This window comes from Rhodococcus sp. SG20037, from assembly GCF_031763325.1.
GTDB lineage: Bacteria > Actinomycetota > Actinomycetes > Mycobacteriales > Mycobacteriaceae > Rhodococcus_F > Rhodococcus_F qingshengii.
Window position 1 is genome coordinate 2399334 of the sequence record NZ_CP134497.1, and the last position, 16977, is coordinate 2416310.

Annotated in this window: 13 protein-coding genes; 7 read left to right on the forward strand and 6 right to left on the reverse strand. The window is 64.6% G+C overall.

Features of this window, described 5'->3' with window-relative positions; translation table 11 throughout:
- Positions 1-15 precede the first annotated feature (15 nt).
- Positions 16-783: a hypothetical protein gene (locus RHP72_RS11130; protein ID WP_208689660.1), complete on the reverse strand. Its 768-nt coding sequence runs from the start codon at positions 781-783 to the stop codon at positions 16-18.
- 89 nt (positions 784-872) lie between these two features.
- Here RHP72_RS11130 and RHP72_RS11135 point away from each other — a divergent pair, with 89 nt between their 5' ends.
- Positions 873-1451, forward strand: coding sequence for a hypothetical protein (locus RHP72_RS11135; RefSeq protein ID WP_042922177.1), 579 nt, complete (start codon positions 873-875; stop codon positions 1449-1451).
- Positions 1448-1792, forward strand: a complete 345-nt coding sequence (locus RHP72_RS11140) for a hypothetical protein (protein WP_311094682.1) — start codon at positions 1448-1450, stop codon at positions 1790-1792. Before RHP72_RS11135 ends, RHP72_RS11140 begins: the two co-directional genes overlap by 4 nt.
- Before the next feature lie 5 nt (positions 1793-1797).
- Here the strand turns inward: RHP72_RS11140 and RHP72_RS11145 are convergent, their stop codons facing one another.
- Genes RHP72_RS11145 through RHP72_RS11155 form a run of 3 tightly spaced genes read right to left on the reverse strand, consistent with a single transcriptional unit; the run spans position 1798 to position 4689 of the window.
- Positions 1798-3543, reverse strand: a complete 1746-nt coding sequence (locus tag RHP72_RS11145) for an NTP transferase domain-containing protein (protein ID WP_311094684.1) — start codon at positions 3541-3543, stop codon at positions 1798-1800.
- Between the two features lie 50 nt (positions 3544-3593).
- Positions 3594-3890, reverse strand: coding sequence for an MGMT family protein (locus RHP72_RS11150; RefSeq protein WP_003942322.1), 297 nt, complete (start codon positions 3888-3890; stop codon positions 3594-3596).
- Between the two features lie 10 nt (positions 3891-3900).
- The gene (locus RHP72_RS11155; RefSeq protein WP_007731246.1) at positions 3901-4689 is read right to left on the reverse strand and encodes an alpha/beta hydrolase; all 789 of its coding nucleotides are present in this window, start codon (positions 4687-4689) and stop codon (positions 3901-3903) included.
- 52 nt (positions 4690-4741) lie between these two features.
- Here RHP72_RS11155 and RHP72_RS11160 point away from each other — a divergent pair, with 52 nt between their 5' ends.
- Together RHP72_RS11160 and RHP72_RS11165 are read left to right on the forward strand one after the other, a co-directional pair.
- Positions 4742-8104, forward strand: coding sequence for an ATP-dependent DNA helicase (locus tag RHP72_RS11160; RefSeq protein WP_311094686.1), 3363 nt, complete (start codon positions 4742-4744; stop codon positions 8102-8104).
- Positions 8105-11497 carry an ATP-dependent DNA helicase gene (locus RHP72_RS11165; protein ID WP_047271670.1) on the forward strand — a complete coding sequence of 1131 codons (3393 nt, stop codon included), beginning with the start codon at positions 8105-8107 and terminating at the stop codon, positions 11495-11497.
- Here RHP72_RS11165 and RHP72_RS11170 read toward each other — a convergent pair.
- Positions 11494-11895 (reverse strand): hypothetical protein, encoded by a 402-nt coding sequence (locus RHP72_RS11170; protein WP_003942341.1) that lies wholly within the window; start codon positions 11893-11895, stop codon positions 11494-11496. The two genes, RHP72_RS11165 and RHP72_RS11170, sit on opposite strands and share 4 nt — an antisense overlap.
- A gap of 156 nt (positions 11896-12051) precedes the next feature.
- Here RHP72_RS11170 and RHP72_RS11175 point away from each other — a divergent pair, with 156 nt between their 5' ends.
- Both RHP72_RS11175 and nudC read left to right on the forward strand, forming a co-directional pair.
- Positions 12052-13119, forward strand: a complete 1068-nt coding sequence (locus RHP72_RS11175; protein ID WP_003942296.1) for a TrkA family potassium uptake protein — start codon at positions 12052-12054, stop codon at positions 13117-13119.
- 38 nt (positions 13120-13157) lie between these two features.
- Positions 13158-14057, forward strand: coding sequence for an NAD(+) diphosphatase (gene nudC / locus RHP72_RS11180; RefSeq protein ID WP_007731249.1), 900 nt, complete (start codon positions 13158-13160; stop codon positions 14055-14057).
- A gap of 14 nt (positions 14058-14071) precedes the next feature.
- Here nudC and RHP72_RS11185 read toward each other — a convergent pair whose 3' ends face one another.
- On the reverse strand, positions 14072-14329 hold the full coding sequence (locus RHP72_RS11185) for a mycoredoxin (RefSeq protein ID WP_003942350.1): 258 nt from the start codon (positions 14327-14329) through the stop codon (positions 14072-14074).
- Positions 14330-14432: 103 nt separating this feature from the next.
- Here RHP72_RS11185 and RHP72_RS11190 point away from each other — a divergent pair, with 103 nt between their 5' ends.
- Complete coding sequence (locus RHP72_RS11190; RefSeq protein WP_003942300.1) at positions 14433-16571, forward strand: ATP-dependent DNA helicase UvrD2; 2139 nt, start codon at positions 14433-14435, stop codon at positions 16569-16571.
- Positions 16572-16977 lie beyond the last annotated feature (406 nt).

Below are 16977 nucleotides of genomic sequence, written 5' to 3' on the forward strand. Positions count from 1 at the left end.
CAGCCGTTCTGAGAGTTAGAACAGGGTGGGGGCGCTCACGTCGTTGCGTGCTTGGGCCAACCGCGCACTCCACCTTTTCACCAACCACATCTCGACGATCTCGGGTTGGGTGCCGGCGGCATAGGCCCAGCTGTCGAGAAGTTCGCAGTACCGGCGGTAGCGACGCGTCGTGAAGCCGGTGACGGAAGGATCCTCGAGCCAGCCCTCGTGGATGAGCGTCGAGACTCCGTACTGGTCGATCATCTGAGCGCGTCGGCCTTCGGCCTGTACGCCCACTGCCCACATGAAAGCGGCCATCAGCGATACCCCGACACCGGGGGTGAGTGGCCACCCGGACCAGGTGTCGCGCCGGACGACGGGCATCGACTTGTTTTTCGAGCAGTGATCGAGAATGGCTGTGATCTGGGTCAGCGGATCCTCGTCCTCGCGGTGATGGGGATTGAAGACGTTGGGGAACCGCCGTGTGAACCGTCGGCTCTCGTGCGAGCCCTGCCAGGCCGCGCAGAGAAACAGTAGTCCGAGGCCGTCGTGCTGGGCGACAACGAGATCGCTCGACGGGCGAAGGTCGTTGCGTTGAACGATGGCTCGGCCTTCGGTGATCACTTTGCCGTCGAGATCACGCCCGCGCAGGCTGATGGTGTGGCCGGCGTCCTTCAGGTGGGCGTTCCACCAATCCAGGTCGACGGTGGCTTCGTCGTCGAGGACGTGCAGTGGAAAGGTGCGGGAGCGGCACCACTCGACCAATGCGTCCGGCGGTTCGAATCCTTCGTCGACACGATTCATGGCGCGATGATCCCACGAGTCGCCGACAGTAATTCGTGCGACGCGCAGTCCACCGGGATGGAACCGGACACTCGCGGTACGCTCCGCTCATGAAATTCGCGTCCTCGCAGGTGCGGTCGGCGCTGTGGACGGTAGCCATCGCTTTGGCGGCCACGAGTCTGAGCGGATGTATCGGTGCCGTCGATCGGATGGATTTCGACAATCAGATGCGCGAACGTGGCGGTGGGATGACGTCGGAGTTGGTGCGAGGCGGGTTCGACAGCCTCGCACATAGATACGGCGTCGACGCGGTATCGGTGACCAGCATCGACATCAGCCCGATCGAGACGCTCGGAGTCACCGTTCGAGACCCCGGGAAGCCGACCCAGCTCGACAGATTCTCTTTCGACGGAGTCATTCTCGGCGAGCCGAGCCCCGTGCAAGTCAGTGTCACCGACGATCTCGATGCACGATCGTTCACGCTGGATCAAGTGCCGGCATTGACGAACCTCGAGAAGTTGGTCGACGACGCGCTGGAGAACAGCGGTGTCGACGACGGCGAAGTCACCGGGATCTCGGTCAGTCGCACCGAGGCGATTCGCGCATCCGTGATGGTGGAATCTCCACGCTCGCGGGCGCTGGTGGTCTTCGAGCCTGACGGAACTCCCTTCCTGGTGCACCCGCTGTGAGCCGCCGTATCGCTCCGTCGCTGATCTCCGTAGCGGTGATCGTGGTCGTGGGAATCTTTGCTGCACTACTGTCTTCGGTGATCTGGCCAGGACAGGTCGCTCATTTGGCGCCGATTTTCTGTGAAGCTCCCACATCGAGCGCGATGGTCGTCTCGGATACCTTTTCCGACGGCGACGGTACGTCCACCAATTTCACGCTGTATTGCGTCGGACCGCGCGGTCAGACCGTTGATGCCGGGTGGCTGCTGCCGTTCTTGGTGCTGTGGGGCGTGTATTCGCTGGTGCTTGCGACAGTGGTCGGCGTGGTCGGGGTCAACCGGCGTAGGCGCCCAAACGACTGACCCGATCAGCGTGGGAGGACAACCACTTCGGCGACGGCATCGTCTTCCGCGTGTGGCGGAACGAGTGCAAACGCGGAGCGCCCGATCAACCCCGCCAGGTGTGCGGTACGTACAGACGGTTCGGCGCGCCAGCGACCGTCGGCGGATTGTGTGACCGGCAGTAGGCGTACCGCATCGGAAGTCACCGCAGCGGCGTTCTCGATGATGCCGAGCAGTCGCGGTGGTGTGTCGCTTCCCGTCAAGGCGGCCACGACGGTGGGCAGCATCGTCAACAGGGTGGTCACTGCGGCGTACGGGTTGCCGGGGAGGCCGAGAACCACCCGACCACTGGGCAGGACAGCCGTTATCTGAGATCCGCCCGGGCGCGAGGCGACTCGCCCGACAATCGTGCGAGCGCCGAGTCGATCGAGCGCACTGCGCATTTCGTCGGCAGCGCCGCCGCCCGTCGCACCAATGACAACAAGCAGGTCCTGTTCAGTCGCATCCGCCAGTACACGCTCGAAACTGTCGGCAGTGTCTCGCAGGTGCGAATTCGCCACGCACCGTACGCCGTTGCTTTCCAATAGGTAGGGGAGAATCCTACCGACGGAGTCGCGGGTCTGACCTTCACGCAGTGGACCGGTCCGCCGGATCTCGTCGCCGGTGACTGTCACGCGTGCCCGTACCGGACCACGGACGAGGGCGTCGAACACTTCACCGCTGGCAGCTGCGGAGACCACCGCCGGAGTCACCGCGGTACCAGTCGGGGCGATCGTGAATCCGGTGGTCCAATCTTCCCCTCGTGGTCGAGCGTCGTTGCGGTGCGGCGCATCCGGCAGTCTCCGTACCATCCGAGATGGCTCGTCGACGGACAGATACTCGTCACGAATCACCGAGGTGGCGCCGAGGGGCAGGTGTGCTCCCGTGGCAATGCGAATCGCTTCGCCTTCACCGAGTTCGAGTTGCCCGTCGGCGCCCGCGATACGGATCTCGGTGCGGATTCGCCAGGGACCCTCGCCGGAGACGGCGTACCCGTCCATCGCCGAGACATCGGATCGAGGAAGATCACCCAGGGCGACGAGAGGCTGCGCGAGCGTTGCTCCGAGACTGTCGGCGAGGGCGGCCCGATGTGGTGACAATGCTGTCAGCGAGTTCCTGACGGCGGCGCGGGCTTGCTCGATCGTCAGGCGCGGATGGTTTCGCGCGCGGTCGATGTCCGCCGGTGTGTCGCAGTCAGTGGTGCCAGTGACACGCAGCGTCGAGAACGGTTCGGTGACAATCGCTTTCATAGGTTGATTCTCCAACCCCGAACTCTCCCGCAATGTGGACAGGCGTTGCCGGAGCTCGCGAAATGTCCACGCGGAGAGCAGGAATTGGGTTCGGTTGTTCTCGTCCACGGCACACGTCACCGGACTGTCCGTCGACGTGGCAGCTATCAAAGCGTCGACTGATACGGCCTCGATGTGCGGCAGATCGGACGCCAGGACCACCACCACGGCGTCGTCGGGTAACAGGGTCGCAGACAATCCGGCCCAGATCGCCTCGACAGGGCCGGCTCCGGCCGGAGTTTCCTGAGTTTGAGTGATGCCAGGATCAAGTTCAGGGCGATGTGGACCGACCACGACGACGGCGTCCAGATGCGCCGTCGCTGAAAGCGCGATGTCGAGGAGCCTGCGGCCGTGAACGAGCAGGCCGGGTTTGTCGACACCACCCATTCGGGTCCCGCGACCACCCGCCAGAATGAGGGCGGCGGTCGGCGGCGTGACGGTCATACCTCCATGCTGCCCCATCGCCCGCGTCACGACGACCGGTGACACGTGAATCAGAAGTGATACCGAGCTTTCTTCAGGTCGATCCGACCGTCCTTGATCGGCACGCCTTCGAGTTCGAGCTTGGCGATCTGACGATGAGCCAGGTGCGCCGACGGTTTGCCGGAGGCGCCGAGAACCCGATGCCACGGCAGGTCGGCAGAGTCCGTTCGCATGATCCAACCGACCGTGCGAGCACTGGAAAGTCCTGCAGCATCAGCGATATCGCCGTACGTCGCCACGAAACCGGCCGGAATCGACGCGATGAGGCGCCGTACCTCTTCGATCTGCTCTTCGGTGGTGGCTGCCATGTCGGTTCCTTCAGAGCATGCTGCGAACGAGGGCGGCGACTTCGTCGGCCCGCACGTGCGGGACCATGTGGTCACAGTCGAATTCGACACCGGTCAGATTTTCACCGAGGTGCTCGGTGAGCGCTGCCCGGAACTCGTCGGTGACGTACGGCGGTTGGACCTTCATCGCCTGAACCAGCACGGTGGGCATCGACGACGGAGGCAGCACGATCGGACGAGCGAGTTCGCCCCACCCGGTCACGATCGCGGGCGTGGACAGGCGCCAGTTGACGCGTCCATTGCCCAGTTCGATCAGGTGTTCAGCCATCTCGACGTCGAGGTCCTGGGTGGGAACCTCACCCCACGAGCCGTGAATCTTCTCGGAGTAGGCCTCTGCCGCATCGGTGTAATCCGGTGAGCCGATTGTGAGTTCGGCCACTTCCTGCATGAAAGTCGGATCCAACCCGATCGCCGGGTCGAGCAGGACGAGCCCACGAATGCGTTCCGGTGCGGTGGCCGCGAGGTGCAGCGCCAGCATTCCGCCGAAAGAATGCGCGACGATCACCACCGGTCCGGTGGCATGTTCGTCGAGCGTCTCCAGCAGGCTCGCCACGTGGGATTCGATGTTCCACGGAGGAGCCCAGGTGGAACGCCCGTGACCGCGTAGATCCGGCGAGATCCAGCGCGCTTCGGGCAGTTGGTTCTCGGCCATCGACTGCCAACGTCGGCCGTGACCGGTCAGACCGTGCAGCGAAAGGATCTCCGGTGCCCCGACGGGTCCGTAGAGATACGTATGGAGTGCAGACACGAGGTCAATCATGCCGGAAGCAGGCGATGTGTGAGTTGTCGGTGCGCTCTGGTGGAATGCCTGGGTGAGTGAGACGGCAACACGCAGCAAGGTCACCATCCCGCGGGCGCGGTTGGTGCACCGAACTGCGCCGTCTCCGATACCCCGAACATGGGACGGAGGGACGGCCCGGCTGTTCGCGCCGCCGTCCGAGGATCCTTTCCAACTCGCGTTCGGCCCTGTTTCATTCGGCTCGGGGGCCGCCTGGAGTCCCTGGCAGGTACTCGGCAGCCCCGGAACGGGCAAGACGTCCCTTCTCGTGGATCTGGCAGTGCAGAAGATCTCCGGTGGCGAAGATCCTGAATCGGTCCTGGTGCTCACCCAGTCGCGCCGGGCAGCGACGCAGGTCCGCGAGCAGATCACGGCCGGGTTGCTCGGGTACGAACAAGAACGCGGACCGCAGGCAACTCGTGAGCCGTTGGTCCGCACCGTTCACTCGTACGCCTTTGCCGTACTCCGGCTTCAAGCCGCAGCGCACGGCAACGCGCCGCCACGCCTGATCACCGGCGCCGAGCAGGACTCGGTGCTCCGAGAGATGTTGCGCGGCGACATCGAAGACGGTGCGCTCCGGTGGCCGGAGCGCCTGCGACCCGCATTGGGTTTGAACGGCTTTGCCGTCGAACTTCGAGATCTGATGCTGCGAGCGAACGAACGCGGACTCGGTCCCGAAGATCTGGTCAAGCTCGGCAAGAAGCGTGGCCGTCCGGAGTGGGTGGCGGCCGGGCGGTTCGCCGAGGCCTACGAGCAAGGCGTGCTGCTACGCGGCAGTGTCGGTGTCGAGGCTCCGGAGGCGACGGCGCCGGCACTCGACGCGGCCGAGTTGATCGGTGCGGCATTGACCGCGTTCGCCACCGATCCCGAATTGCTTCGCTCCGAGCGCGCTCGGATCCGGCACCTACTCGTCGACGACGCACAACATCTGGATCCGCAGGCGGCGCAGCTGGTTCGGCTGATCGGAACCGCAACTGCGGGCACGGTCATCGCCGGTGATCCCGATCAGTCGGTCTTCGGGTTCCGCGGTGCGGATTCGGCGTTCCTACTCGGACTCGCCGAGCGCGGAGACGAGCGCCAGATCGTCCTGCCCACCACGTTTCGCAACAACGCCGACGTCGCGTCGATCGCGGCCAAGATCGCTGCGCGGCTGCCCGGCAACCTTGCTCATCGCATCGCGGTTCCATCCGATCTCGCCGATGAGGACCCGGGGCGGGCGTCGGTGCGGGTTCTCGGTACGACGGCCAAAGAAGCGGCAGTCGTCGCAGATACCTTGCGCCGGGCGCATCTGCTGGACGGGATTGCGTGGTCCGACATGGCCGTCATCGTTCGGTCGGTCCCGCGCACTCTCGCCCCTCTCCGGCGAGCGCTGCTCGCGGCCGGGGTACCCGTCACGACCGCTGCCACCGAATTGCCGCTGGCCAGGCAACACGGAGTGTCCGGCCTGCTGCTGGTCCTTCGGGCGCTCGGCGGCGATCAGTTCACCGGCGACGACGCGCTTGCCCTGATGGCCGGTCCCATCGGCGGCGCCGAGCCGGTCACCCTGCGCCGGTTGCGTCGTGGCCTGCGCCGGGTCGAGTTGGCATCGGGAAGTGATCGGGACTCCTCGGAGTTGTTGCGGCTCATTCTGATCGACGAGGATCGTGCGCAGTCCAAGCGCCTCATGGGCAAGTTGACAGACGTCGAAGCTGCGGCACTCAATCGCGTGCTGTCGGTCCTTCGCAAGGCCCGAGTGCCTCTCGAGCGAGGTCTCGGGGTCGAAGAAGTTCTGTGGGCAGCATGGCAGGCGACGGGGCTGGAACGACGCTGGGCGGCTGCGTCGGCGCGCGGCGGACCTATCGGCTCACAGGCCGATCGAGACCTCGACGCAGTCGTCGCACTTTTCGACGCGGCCGCCAACTACGTCGACCGGTTGCCGCGTTCGCAACTCGCCGGTTTCGTCGACTACTTGACCAGCCAGGAGATACCGACCGACTCGCGGAGCCGGTCGGTCATCACTCCCGACGCCGTCACCGTGGTCAGCGCTCACGCCGCGGCGGGTCGCGAATGGGCGGTCGTGGCGGTGGCGGGTGTGCAGGAGGGGCTCTGGCCGAGTTTGCGGGCACGCGGATCGCTACTGCGTACCGAAGCGCTGATCGACCTGGTCAACGGAGTCTCCGACGGCAGTGACTCGGCTGCCGAACGACTCTCGCGAACCGCACCGCTTCTGGCCGAAGAACGCAGGTTGTTCCTGGTTGCCTGTAGCCGTGCTCGTCGCCGTCTGCTGATCACCGCAGTCGAATCGGCTTCGGGGGACACCGACTTGGTGCCTTCGCGGTTCGTGGACGAATTGATCCGTGGTGACGCGTACTCGGACGATCCGTCCTCCGATCTCGACGTCGTTGCACCCGAGACCGGGGATACCCGGGTTCTGTCGCTGCCTGCACTGGTCGCACAGCTTCGCAGCGTCGTGTGTGATCCCGACATCGCGCATTTCGACCCCGAGAAGCATTCCCGGGCCGCTCGCCAGTTGGCACGTCTGGCTGCTGCCGGGGTACGGGGCGCGCACCCGGATCAGTGGTACGGCACAGCCGAGCCGAGTACCGCTGCTCCCATGTGGCAGCCCGAGGACGGACCGGTTTCACTATCGCCGTCCACCATCGAGCTTCTCGAAACATGCCCTCTCCGATGGGTGTTCGAGCGTCATGGCGGCAGCGACGGAGACAACACTCATGCGATCGCCGGTACGCTGGTCCATACCTTGGTGCAGGCATTGGCCGGCCGGATTCCACCGGATCAGGTCGAGAAGGCACTCGAAAATGCCTGGGAATCCATCGATCTGGGATCGCAGTGGTACTCGCGCCGCGAACTCAATCGAACTCGGGAGATGCTGGCGACGTTCAACGCCTGGATGAACGCAACTCGCGGTGAACTGACCGAAGTCGGCGTCGAGGTCGCGGTCGAGGGGGTCCTCGAACCACGTGAGGAGGGAGCGCCTGCGGTCAAGCTTCGTGGCCGGATCGACCGGCTCGAGCGCGACACCGAAGGCCGTCCGGTGGTTGTCGACGTCAAGACTGCGCGAAACCCTGTCAGCAACGAGGCCGCGCAATCTCACGCGCAGTTGGCGGCGTACCAGGTCGCAGCGGCCGAAGGTGCGATTGCCGGCGAACCGGCCACACAACCCGGCGGTGCACGCCTGGTATTCGTGGCCAAGTCCAACAAGAAAGACGGTGCGGCGCAGCGAGTTCAGCCGCCGCTGACGGCCGAAGCCGTCGAGATGTGGCGAGACGTCATCCACAACGCAGCGGCAGCGACCCAAGGGCCGCAGTATCTGGCCAGGGTCAACGACGGATGTAGACATTGCCCGGTGCGCTCGAGTTGCCCGGCACACGACGAGGGACGACAGGTGAGTAACTAAGTGGCTGCCGCGACGCAGAAGGCACGCCGACCGAAGATCGATCCTGTCGACCTGGCGGTCGCGCTCGGTCAACACCCGCCGACGCCGGAACAGGCGGCAGTCATCGCCGCACCGCTCGGTCCGACATTGGTCGTCGCCGGTGCCGGTGCCGGTAAGACCGAGACGATGGCTGCTCGCGTCGTGTGGCTGGTGGCCAACGGCTTCGTCGATCCCGAGGCCGTTCTCGGATTGACCTTCACGCGCAAAGCGGCACAACAGCTCACGTCGCGAATCCGCAAGCGCTTGGCGCGACTGGCGGGTTCGGACGTTCTGCGGGCACTCGACCCGACCGGCGGAGTGCGTTCCCGGATTCTGGCCGGGGAACCCGAAGTCAGTACCTACCATGCTTACGCGGGACGGTTGCTGTCCGAGCATGGACTGCTGTTGCCGATCGAACCCTCGGCGACGCTGTTGTCCGAGACCGAACTGTGGCAGGTTGCGCACCGCGTCGTGAGCGGCTGGGACAGTGATCTGGACACCGACAAGAATCCGGGGTCCATCACCGAAACCGTTCTGGCCCTTGCCGGTCAGTTGGCGGAGCACCTGGTCGACCCCGAGCAGTTGCTCGAGGCTCACACCGAGTTGGACAAGCTGATTCACACTCTGCCCGCCGGTCCGAAACAGCGGGGTGGGCCGAGCAAAGAGCTGTTGAATTACCTTGATGTGCAACACAAACGCATCGAGCTACTGCCCCTCGTTGCCCGGCTGGGTGAGACGCTGCGGCGTGAAGGCGCATTGGATTTCGGCAGCCAGATGTCGCTGTCGGCCCGTGTCGCCTCCGAACATCCCGAGGTCGGGCAAACCGAGCGTGAGCGCTTTCGGGTAGTTCTTCTCGACGAGTACCAGGACACCGGTCACGCTCAGCGAGTGTTGTTGTCCTCGTTGTTCGGCGGGGGAGCCGACGGCCGGTTGGCGCTGACAGCCGTCGGCGATCCGATGCAGTCGATCTACGGTTGGCGAGGCGCGTCGGCGGCCAACCTGCCACGGTTTGCAACCGACTTCCCGCTTGCCAACGGAAAGCCGGCTCCGACGCTCGAACTGCTCACCAGTTGGCGTAACCCGCCGGAGGCTCTCGAACTGGCAAACCTGTCGTCGGCACCGTTGCGCCGACGCGGTGTGGCCGTCAGCACACTTCGTGCGCGGCCGGGAGCCGTCGCCGGAGACGTTCGACTGGCGCTGCTCGGAGACGTCGAACAGGAACGTCAGTGGGTTGCGGAGAAGATCGCCGAAGAATACGAGGCGGCACGTGCCGAAGACCGCCCGACGCCCACGGCAGCGGTGTTGATCCGCCGCAACGCCGATGCTGCCCCGCTGGCCGAGGCTTTGCGGTCCAAAGGTCTGCCAGTCGAAGTGGTCGGACTCGGTGGGCTCCTGCACACACCCGAGGTGGCGGACGTGATCGCCATGCTCCGAGTGGTCGCCGATCCGCTGGCGGGCAGCGCCGCCGTTCGGCTGCTCACCGGAGCGAGATGGCAGATCGGCGCGAAGGACCTCGCCGCACTCTCGCAACGCTCCCGCGAACTTGCCATCTCCGCCGGATACGGAACAGCGGGTGCGGTCACCGACGCCGAGGCGCTCACCTCGGCAGTTCAGGACGCGCTGCCGGGGGAGAACGCCGAGCAAGCAGGATTGGTCGATTCGATCTCCGATCCAGGACCGGCAGAACGTTATTCAGCTCTCGGGTACACACGCATCAACGCGATAGCGGCAGAGTTGGCGTCGTTGCGCGAACGTATCGGCCAGCCGCTCACCGAACTGGTGGCGGAGGTCGAGCGGGTGCTCGGTATCGGAATCGAGGCAGGCGCGCGAACCCGAGTCGGTGTCGTCGGGACCGCGGGCCGCGAGCATCTCGACGCATTTGCCGACGTCGTCGCCAATTACGCGACGCGTCCAACAGCCAATCTGCCCGGGATGCTCGCATTCTTCGCGGCCGCCGAACAGATCGAAAAGGGCCTCACTCCGGGCGAAGTGGAGGTGGCGCCGGATCGCGTGCAGATCTTGACCGTGCACTCGGCGAAGGGGCTCGAATGGGAAGTAGTGGCGATCCCGCATGTCAGCGACGGGGTGTTCCCCTCGTCCACCGCGTCCGGATCGTGGCTCGGGGCGCTCGCCGAACTGCCACCGTCGTTGCGTGGTGACCGGGCCGTCGACGCGGATTCGGCCGACGGAGTTCCGGTGCTCGACCTCGAGGAGCTGTACAACCGCAAGGACCTCGAGAACGCGATCACGGCGCACAAGAAGGCCTTGTCCAACCGTCGACTGGACGAGGACCGGCGACTGTTCTACGTCGCGCTGACCAGAACCGAACGGGCGCTGTTCATCTCGGCGCATCACTGGGCGGAATCCGGTTCGGAACCGAAGGGGCCTTCGGAGTTCCTGGACGAGCTGCATCAGATGGTCACGGCCGAAAACGATGCCGGTGAAGAAGACTCACGCGGTGCGATCGGCGTCGTGGAGGAATGGGCGCCTGCACCGGAACCCGACACCGAGAACCCGTTGGCCTCCACACCCCGTACTGCGCAGTGGCCGCCCGACCCGCTGGGTGCGCGTCGCGGCGCGGTCGAGGCCGGAGCCGCGAGCGTCCTGTCCGCACTTGCATCGCTGCCGCAAGACAGCGAAGAGACGGAAGAACCGGAGGACGATCCGGAGAACTGGGCCTCGGACGTCGACGTTCTACTGGCCGAGCGCGAAGCCCGGGCAAACGCGCGTGCCGAAGTGATTCTCCCGGCGCAGCTTTCGGTGACTCAGCTCGTCGACCTCAAGGCAGATCCGGATGAACTCGCGGCACGGCTGCGTAGACCACTGCCGTACCCACCTAACCCGCTCGCGCGGCGCGGCACGGCTTTTCACGCCTGGATCGAGCGAAGGTTCGGTGCGACCCGACTGTTGGATCTCGACGAACTACCCGGCGCCGCGGATACCGGCGCGGGTCCCGAGACCGATCTGGTGAAACTTCAGGATGCGTTCCTGCGGTCCCCGTGGGCCAATCGCAGCCCGATCGAAGTGGAAGTTCCTTTCGAAACATCCATTGCCGGAACGGTTTTACGCGGTCGGATCGACGCTGTGTTCGCCGATCCCGACGGCGGATGGACGGTGATCGACTGGAAGACCGGTGCCGAACCGTCGGCCGCCAACGAGGACGCTGTTGTGATGCAGTTGGCCGCGTATCGGGTGGCCTGGGCCGAATTGATGTCGGCCAGAGCCCGTTCGGCGGGGCGCAACGAACAGTTTCCGGCCGACAAGGTGCGGGCGGCGTTTCACTACGTTCGATCGGGTCGCACCATCGCACCCGAGAACCTGCCGGACGGTGAGGCTCTCGCTCGCCTCATCCGAACGGCAGGCGCGCAAGATTAGCTTGCGTTTCGACGAGCCTTGAGTGCTTCGGTCACCAGCGGAACCTGCAGGGGAAGACGTGCGATCGAACCGATCTTCTGCGGTGTGGACGTCTTCGGGCTTCGGCACCAGTCGATCGCCATCTGGATGTTGGCGGGGAACACGGCGACAAAGAGCGCGGCGGCAAGGCCCGCGCCGAGCTTGCGGGTCTTCGGCACGGCCAAGGCAGCGCCGATCGCCAGTTCCGCGACGCCGGACACCTGGGTGTAGGTGCGGGCCTGTCCGGGAAGCTGGCGGGGAACGGTGCTGTCGAAGAAGGAAGGCGCCACGAAATGCATGGTGCCGGCGCCGAGAAGGAGGGCCGACAAACGAAGAGCGGCCGCTTGGCTGGGAGTGGACGTCGAACCGGTGAAAGGCATTTGCCCAGCCTGCCTCACGGTGGACCTTCTTGCCACTACCGGCGCCACGACCCGCGCGCTATTCGGCGCCCGAGTTCCGAAGTCGATCTTCGAGGGTTACGCTGCCTGCCGATGTCCGTGTAGGTATTTCGTAAGTTCGAGTGAGAGAGTCGATGTATGGCCGGTAAGCTCCGGGCGCGTTTGACCAGGTCGGAAGCATTGACCGATCAGCCTGACTTCGCCCTTGTCGGGGTGCTGCGCATTCCCCAGCTACAGACAAGTCCGGCGCGGGCCATCTACAAGCGAGTTCTCATCGCGTTGGGTGCTCTCGGCGCCGCCGTGTTGATCGTGTACATCGATCGCGCGGGATACCGGGACGCACAGGACAACGAGCTGTCGCTGCTCGACTGCATTTACTATGCGACGGTTTCGCTCTCGACCACCGGTTACGGCGATATCACTCCGTTCACGCCGTCGGCGCGCCTGGTCAACGTCCTGTTGATCACGCCACTTCGGATCTTCTTCTTGATCGTGTTGGTCGGAACCACACTTTCAGCTCTGACCGAGAGTTCGCGTCAGGCGTTCAAAATTCAGCGTTGGAGGCAGCACGTGCGTAATCACACCGTCGTCGTCGGATACGGGACCAAGGGGCGGACGGCAATCGAAGCAATGCTCGGTGACGGTGTACCGGCGTCGGAGATCGTGGTCGTGGACACCGATCAGACCGTCCTCGATTCGGCGGCGAGCAAAGGCCTGGTGACGGTATTCGGTTCGGCGACGAAATCGGACGTACTTCGGTTGGCAGGTGCGCAGAATGCGTCGTCGATCATCGTGGCAACCAACCGTGACGACACCGCAGTGCTCGTGACGCTGACAGCCCGCGAAATCGCGCCGAAAGCCAAGATCGCCGCAGCCATCCGTGAAGCCGACAACGCGCATCTTCTGCGTCAGTCCGGCGCAGACTCCGTCGTCGTGTCCTCGGAGACGGCGGGTCGACTCCTCGGCATCGCGACCACGACGCCGACCGTCGTGGAGATGATCGAAGACCTGCTGACTCCGGAGGCCGGATTCGCGATTGCCGAGCGTGCCGTCGAGCGTGACGAGGTCGGTGGCTCTCCGCGTCATCTCTCCGACATCGTGCTCGGGGTCGTTCGTGACGGCCGTCTGGTTCGCGTCGGTTCGCCCGAGGTGGACGCCGTCGAGGAGAACGATCGACTGCTCTACATTCGCCGCGTCACGAACTGAGTGTTACCGAGCTTCGTGCGCGCAGTAATGTCGTGAGCGTGAACGACTTCCAGCTGACCGAAACACCTCTGCTCTCACGCTCGAGCGTCGGCCGCGCCGAGGAATTGCGGTCTGACGCCGCTGCACTGACGACGGGTTGGGCGGACGCACTGCTCCTCCGTGTGAATTCACGGGGTCAGGTCAAGGTGTCGCCGGAAGGTCAATTGGTCTTCGCCGAGGCAACCGAGTTGGGGCCCGAACCGGTGCGCGGCGCGGTGTTCCTGGGAATTCGGGAGAATCGCCACGTCTGGGCGGTGCGGGTGTCGCTGCTGGCGGGCACTTTGTCTGAATTGCGGATGCTCGGCGGAACACTCGACGACGCGGACGCCGGTTTGTTGACCGGTGCGGTCGCGATTCTCAACTGGCACGACAGTGCCGGATTCAGCGCTATCGACGGCGCACCGAGTGAACCCACGATGTCCGGCTGGTCACGCATTTCCACGTCCACCGGCCACGAGGAGTTTCCCCGAACGGATCCGGCGGTCATCTGCCTGGTGCACGACGGCGGCGATCGAGTTCTACTCGCGCGTCAGCCGACCTGGCCGCAGCGCCGTTTCTCGATTCTCGCGGGATTCGTCGAGGCCGGGGAGTCACTCGAAACGTGTGTTGTCCGCGAGATCAAGGAAGAAGTCGGCATCGACGTGCACAGCGTTCGATACCTCGGGAGCCAGCCCTGGCCGTTCCCTCGCTCGGTGATGTTGGGCTTCGCCGCAATCGGCGACCCCGCCGCTCCGCTGCTGTTCGCGGACGGCGAGATCGCCGAGGGCACCTGGTTCACGAAAGACGAGGTGCGCGCCGCTCTCGAACTCGGCGACTGGGGTTCGGAAGCGGACGCGCCACTGCTGCTGCCCGGGTCGATCTCCATCGCTCGCGGAATGCTCGAGAGCTGGGTCAAGTAGCAGCCGGAGAAGGTCTACAGACCCAGAGCCTGCTTGACCTGGTTGAGCGACGGGTTGGTCGCAACGCTGCCGTCGCCGTACTTCACGGTCGGAACGACGTGATTGCCACCGTTGACGCTGCCGACGAAATCGGCTGCTGCCGGATCGTTCTCGATGTCGATCTCGGTGTACTCGATCCCCGACGCGTTGAGCTGCGTCTTGAGGCGACGGCAGTAGCCGCACCACGTGGTCGAGTAGATGGTCAGGGCAGGCGCATTTTCGGTAGAAGTCACGGCGGATATAACACCACGACCGAGAGCGTTGTTCCGTATCGGCCCGTGTTCTCTTGCCCACATACCGTCGGGCGCGGCGAATGGAGTGTCGGAACGTCCTGCCATGATGGTCCCCATGCCTGCGGACACCGGACTGGATCCAGAACAATCGGCCGCCGTGCTCGCGCCACGCGGCCCGGTATGTGTCCTCGCGGGCGCTGGAACAGGCAAAACCCGCACCATCACGCGCCGGATCGCTCATCTGGTTGCCGACGGTCACGTGTCGGCCGGTCAGGTGCTTGCCGTGACGTTCACCGCTCGTGCGGCCGGGGAAATGCGTGGACGTCTCCGTGAGCTGGGCGTCGGCGGGAGTGGGCCGCAGGTGCAGGCTCGAACTTTTCACGCTGCTGCTCTCCGTCAACTGAAGTACTTCTGGCCGCAGGTTGTCGGCGACACGCCGTGGCGTCTGCTGGACCGAAAGTTCGCGGTTGTCAGCAGTGCCGCAGCCCGGGTGGGATTGTCCACCAGCACGGAAAGCGTCCGCGACCTCGCCAGTGAAATCGAGTGGTCGAAGGCGTCGCTGATCGCGCCGGAGGATTACCCACGCGCGATCGCCAAGATTCGCCGTGAGGCACCGGTCGATGCCACCAAGGTGGCCCAGGTGTATGCCGCATACGAAGAGCTGAAAGCACGCGGCCAGGACGGCATGCTGCTTGATTTCGACGATCTCCTACTGCACACGGCGGCAGCTCTCGAAGAGCATTCGACAGTCGCCGACGAGTTCCGCGAGCGGTATCGCTGCTTCGTCGTGGACGAGTATCAGGACGTCACCCCACTGCAGCAGCGTGTGCTCGACGCCTGGCTGGGCGACCGAGACGATCTGACCGTGGTGGGCGATGCGAATCAGACCATCTACTCCTTCACCGGAGCCACCCCCAACTATCTGTTGGACTTCTCCCGGAAATTCCCCGAAGCGACCGTCGTTCGGCTCGAACGGGATTACCGCTCCACCCCTGAGGTCGTGTCGTTGGCGAACCGCGTGATCGGTGCCGCGCGCGGGCGGATCGCAGGGACGCGTCTGCAGCTGATCGGGCAGCGCGCTCCGGGGCCTGAGCCGGAGTTCATGGAGTTCGACGACGAGCCGGCCGAAGCACTCGGCGTTGCGCGGGCGATCAAACGGCTGATCGCGGCAGGCACCCCTGCGGCCGAGATCGCTGTTCTGTACCGGATCAATGCTCAGTCGGAGGCGCACGAGCAGGCCCTGACGAAGCTGGGCATCCCGTTCCAGGTGCGCGGTGGAGAGGGCTTCTTCACTCGCACCGAGGTACGTCAGGCGGTGGCAGCGCTGCGTCAGGCAGCTGGACGCGACGACCTCCCCGAAGGTGCAGACAACGGCGAAGCGCTGGTCTCACTCGTCCGCGCTGTGCTCGCGCCGCTCGGCCTGACCAACGAAGAGCCTTCGGGTACTCAGGCACGCGAGCGCTGGGCGTCGCTCTCGGCTCTCGTGGCGCTCACCGAAGAACAACTTGTCCACGAACCTGAACTGACGCTCACCGGGCTTCTACAGGAGCTCACGGCCCGAGCCGAGGCGCGGCACCCACCGACCGTGCAAGGTGTGACGCTGGCCTCCCTCCACGCGGCCAAGGGGCTCGAATGGGATGCGGTGTTCCTGGTCGGCCTCAACGACGGCACCCTGCCTATCCAACACGTTCTCGGCGACGCCAATTCGGGCGCCGACGACGTCGCGGTGGAGGAGGAGCGTCGGCTTCTCTACGTGGGGGTTACTCGCGCCCGCGAGCATCTGCAGCTGTCGTGGGCATTGGCCCGCAATGAGGGTGGACGCAAGTCCCGTCGCCGGTCGAGATTTCTCAACGGACTAATCCCGGAGGACTCGCCGGCCTCGCGCGTCGCCGCGCCGTCGTCGGGAAACAAGAAGCGTCCGCGCTGCCGCGTCTGCGGCAAACCGTTGATCGGGACGTCGGCGACCATGCTCGGGCGCTGCGAAAAATGCCCGTCCAATGTCGACCTGGAATTGCTCGAGCACCTCAAGGCCTGGCGTCTGGACAAGTCCCGAGAACTCAAAGTTCCGGCCTATGTCGTCTTCAGTGACAACACACTGATGGCTATTGCCGAACAACGACCACAAGATAATCGTGGACTGGTTTCGATCCCTGGAATCGGGCCGAAGAAACTCGACAACTTCGGGGAAGACGTACTAGCTGTCATTCGCGGTGAACTGCGAGCGGCAACACTCGATATCTGACAACACATCCGAATCGACAACGGTGAGTTACATAACCGCAGGTCAAAAATAGGTTGTGCAGATTCGGCAGATTCTCTACTCTGGTTTTCAGTGTTACGGGGCAACCTGTGCGCAGAAACTATCCGGACCGACACGAAATGGAGGTGGCAAAAAAATGACGAACTTGATCTCTTACGAAGCGTGCGCAAGCGCAAAGTTCGCTGTTGCCGCCCCCATGCTGCCGCGTGCAGCGGGATGGGCGCAGCATGCGCTCCGCCTGCGCCCTCAAGCAGCAGCAAAGAAAGCAGCTGTCGAGTCCGTGTTCTTAAGCCATCGAGGTATTTCTCGGTAGGACACATCCGTTCACTTACGGCCACGGACCCGCAGCCCCTGCGGACCGTGGCCTTTGTGTTGGATAGCCCTCTTC

Coding starts and splice junctions, on each gene's coding strand:
- RHP72_RS11130 (WP_208689660.1), bottom strand. CDS start 783: ATGAATCGTGTCGACGAAGGATTCGAACCGCCGGACGCATTGGTCGAG.
- RHP72_RS11135 (WP_042922177.1), top strand. CDS start 873: ATGAAATTCGCGTCCTCGCAGGTGCGGTCGGCGCTGTGGACGGTAGCC.
- RHP72_RS11145 (WP_311094684.1), bottom strand. CDS start 3,543: ATGACCGTCACGCCGCCGACCGCCGCCCTCATTCTGGCGGGTGGTCGC.
- RHP72_RS11150 (WP_003942322.1), bottom strand. CDS start 3,890: ATGGCAGCCACCACCGAAGAGCAGATCGAAGAGGTACGGCGCCTCATC.
- RHP72_RS11155 (WP_007731246.1), bottom strand. CDS start 4,689: ATGATTGACCTCGTGTCTGCACTCCATACGTATCTCTACGGACCCGTC.
- RHP72_RS11170 (WP_003942341.1), bottom strand. CDS start 11,895: ATGCCTTTCACCGGTTCGACGTCCACTCCCAGCCAAGCGGCCGCTCTT.
- RHP72_RS11175 (WP_003942296.1), top strand. CDS start 12,052: ATGGCCGGTAAGCTCCGGGCGCGTTTGACCAGGTCGGAAGCATTGACC.
- RHP72_RS11190 (WP_003942300.1), top strand. CDS start 14,433: ATGATGGTCCCCATGCCTGCGGACACCGGACTGGATCCAGAACAATCG.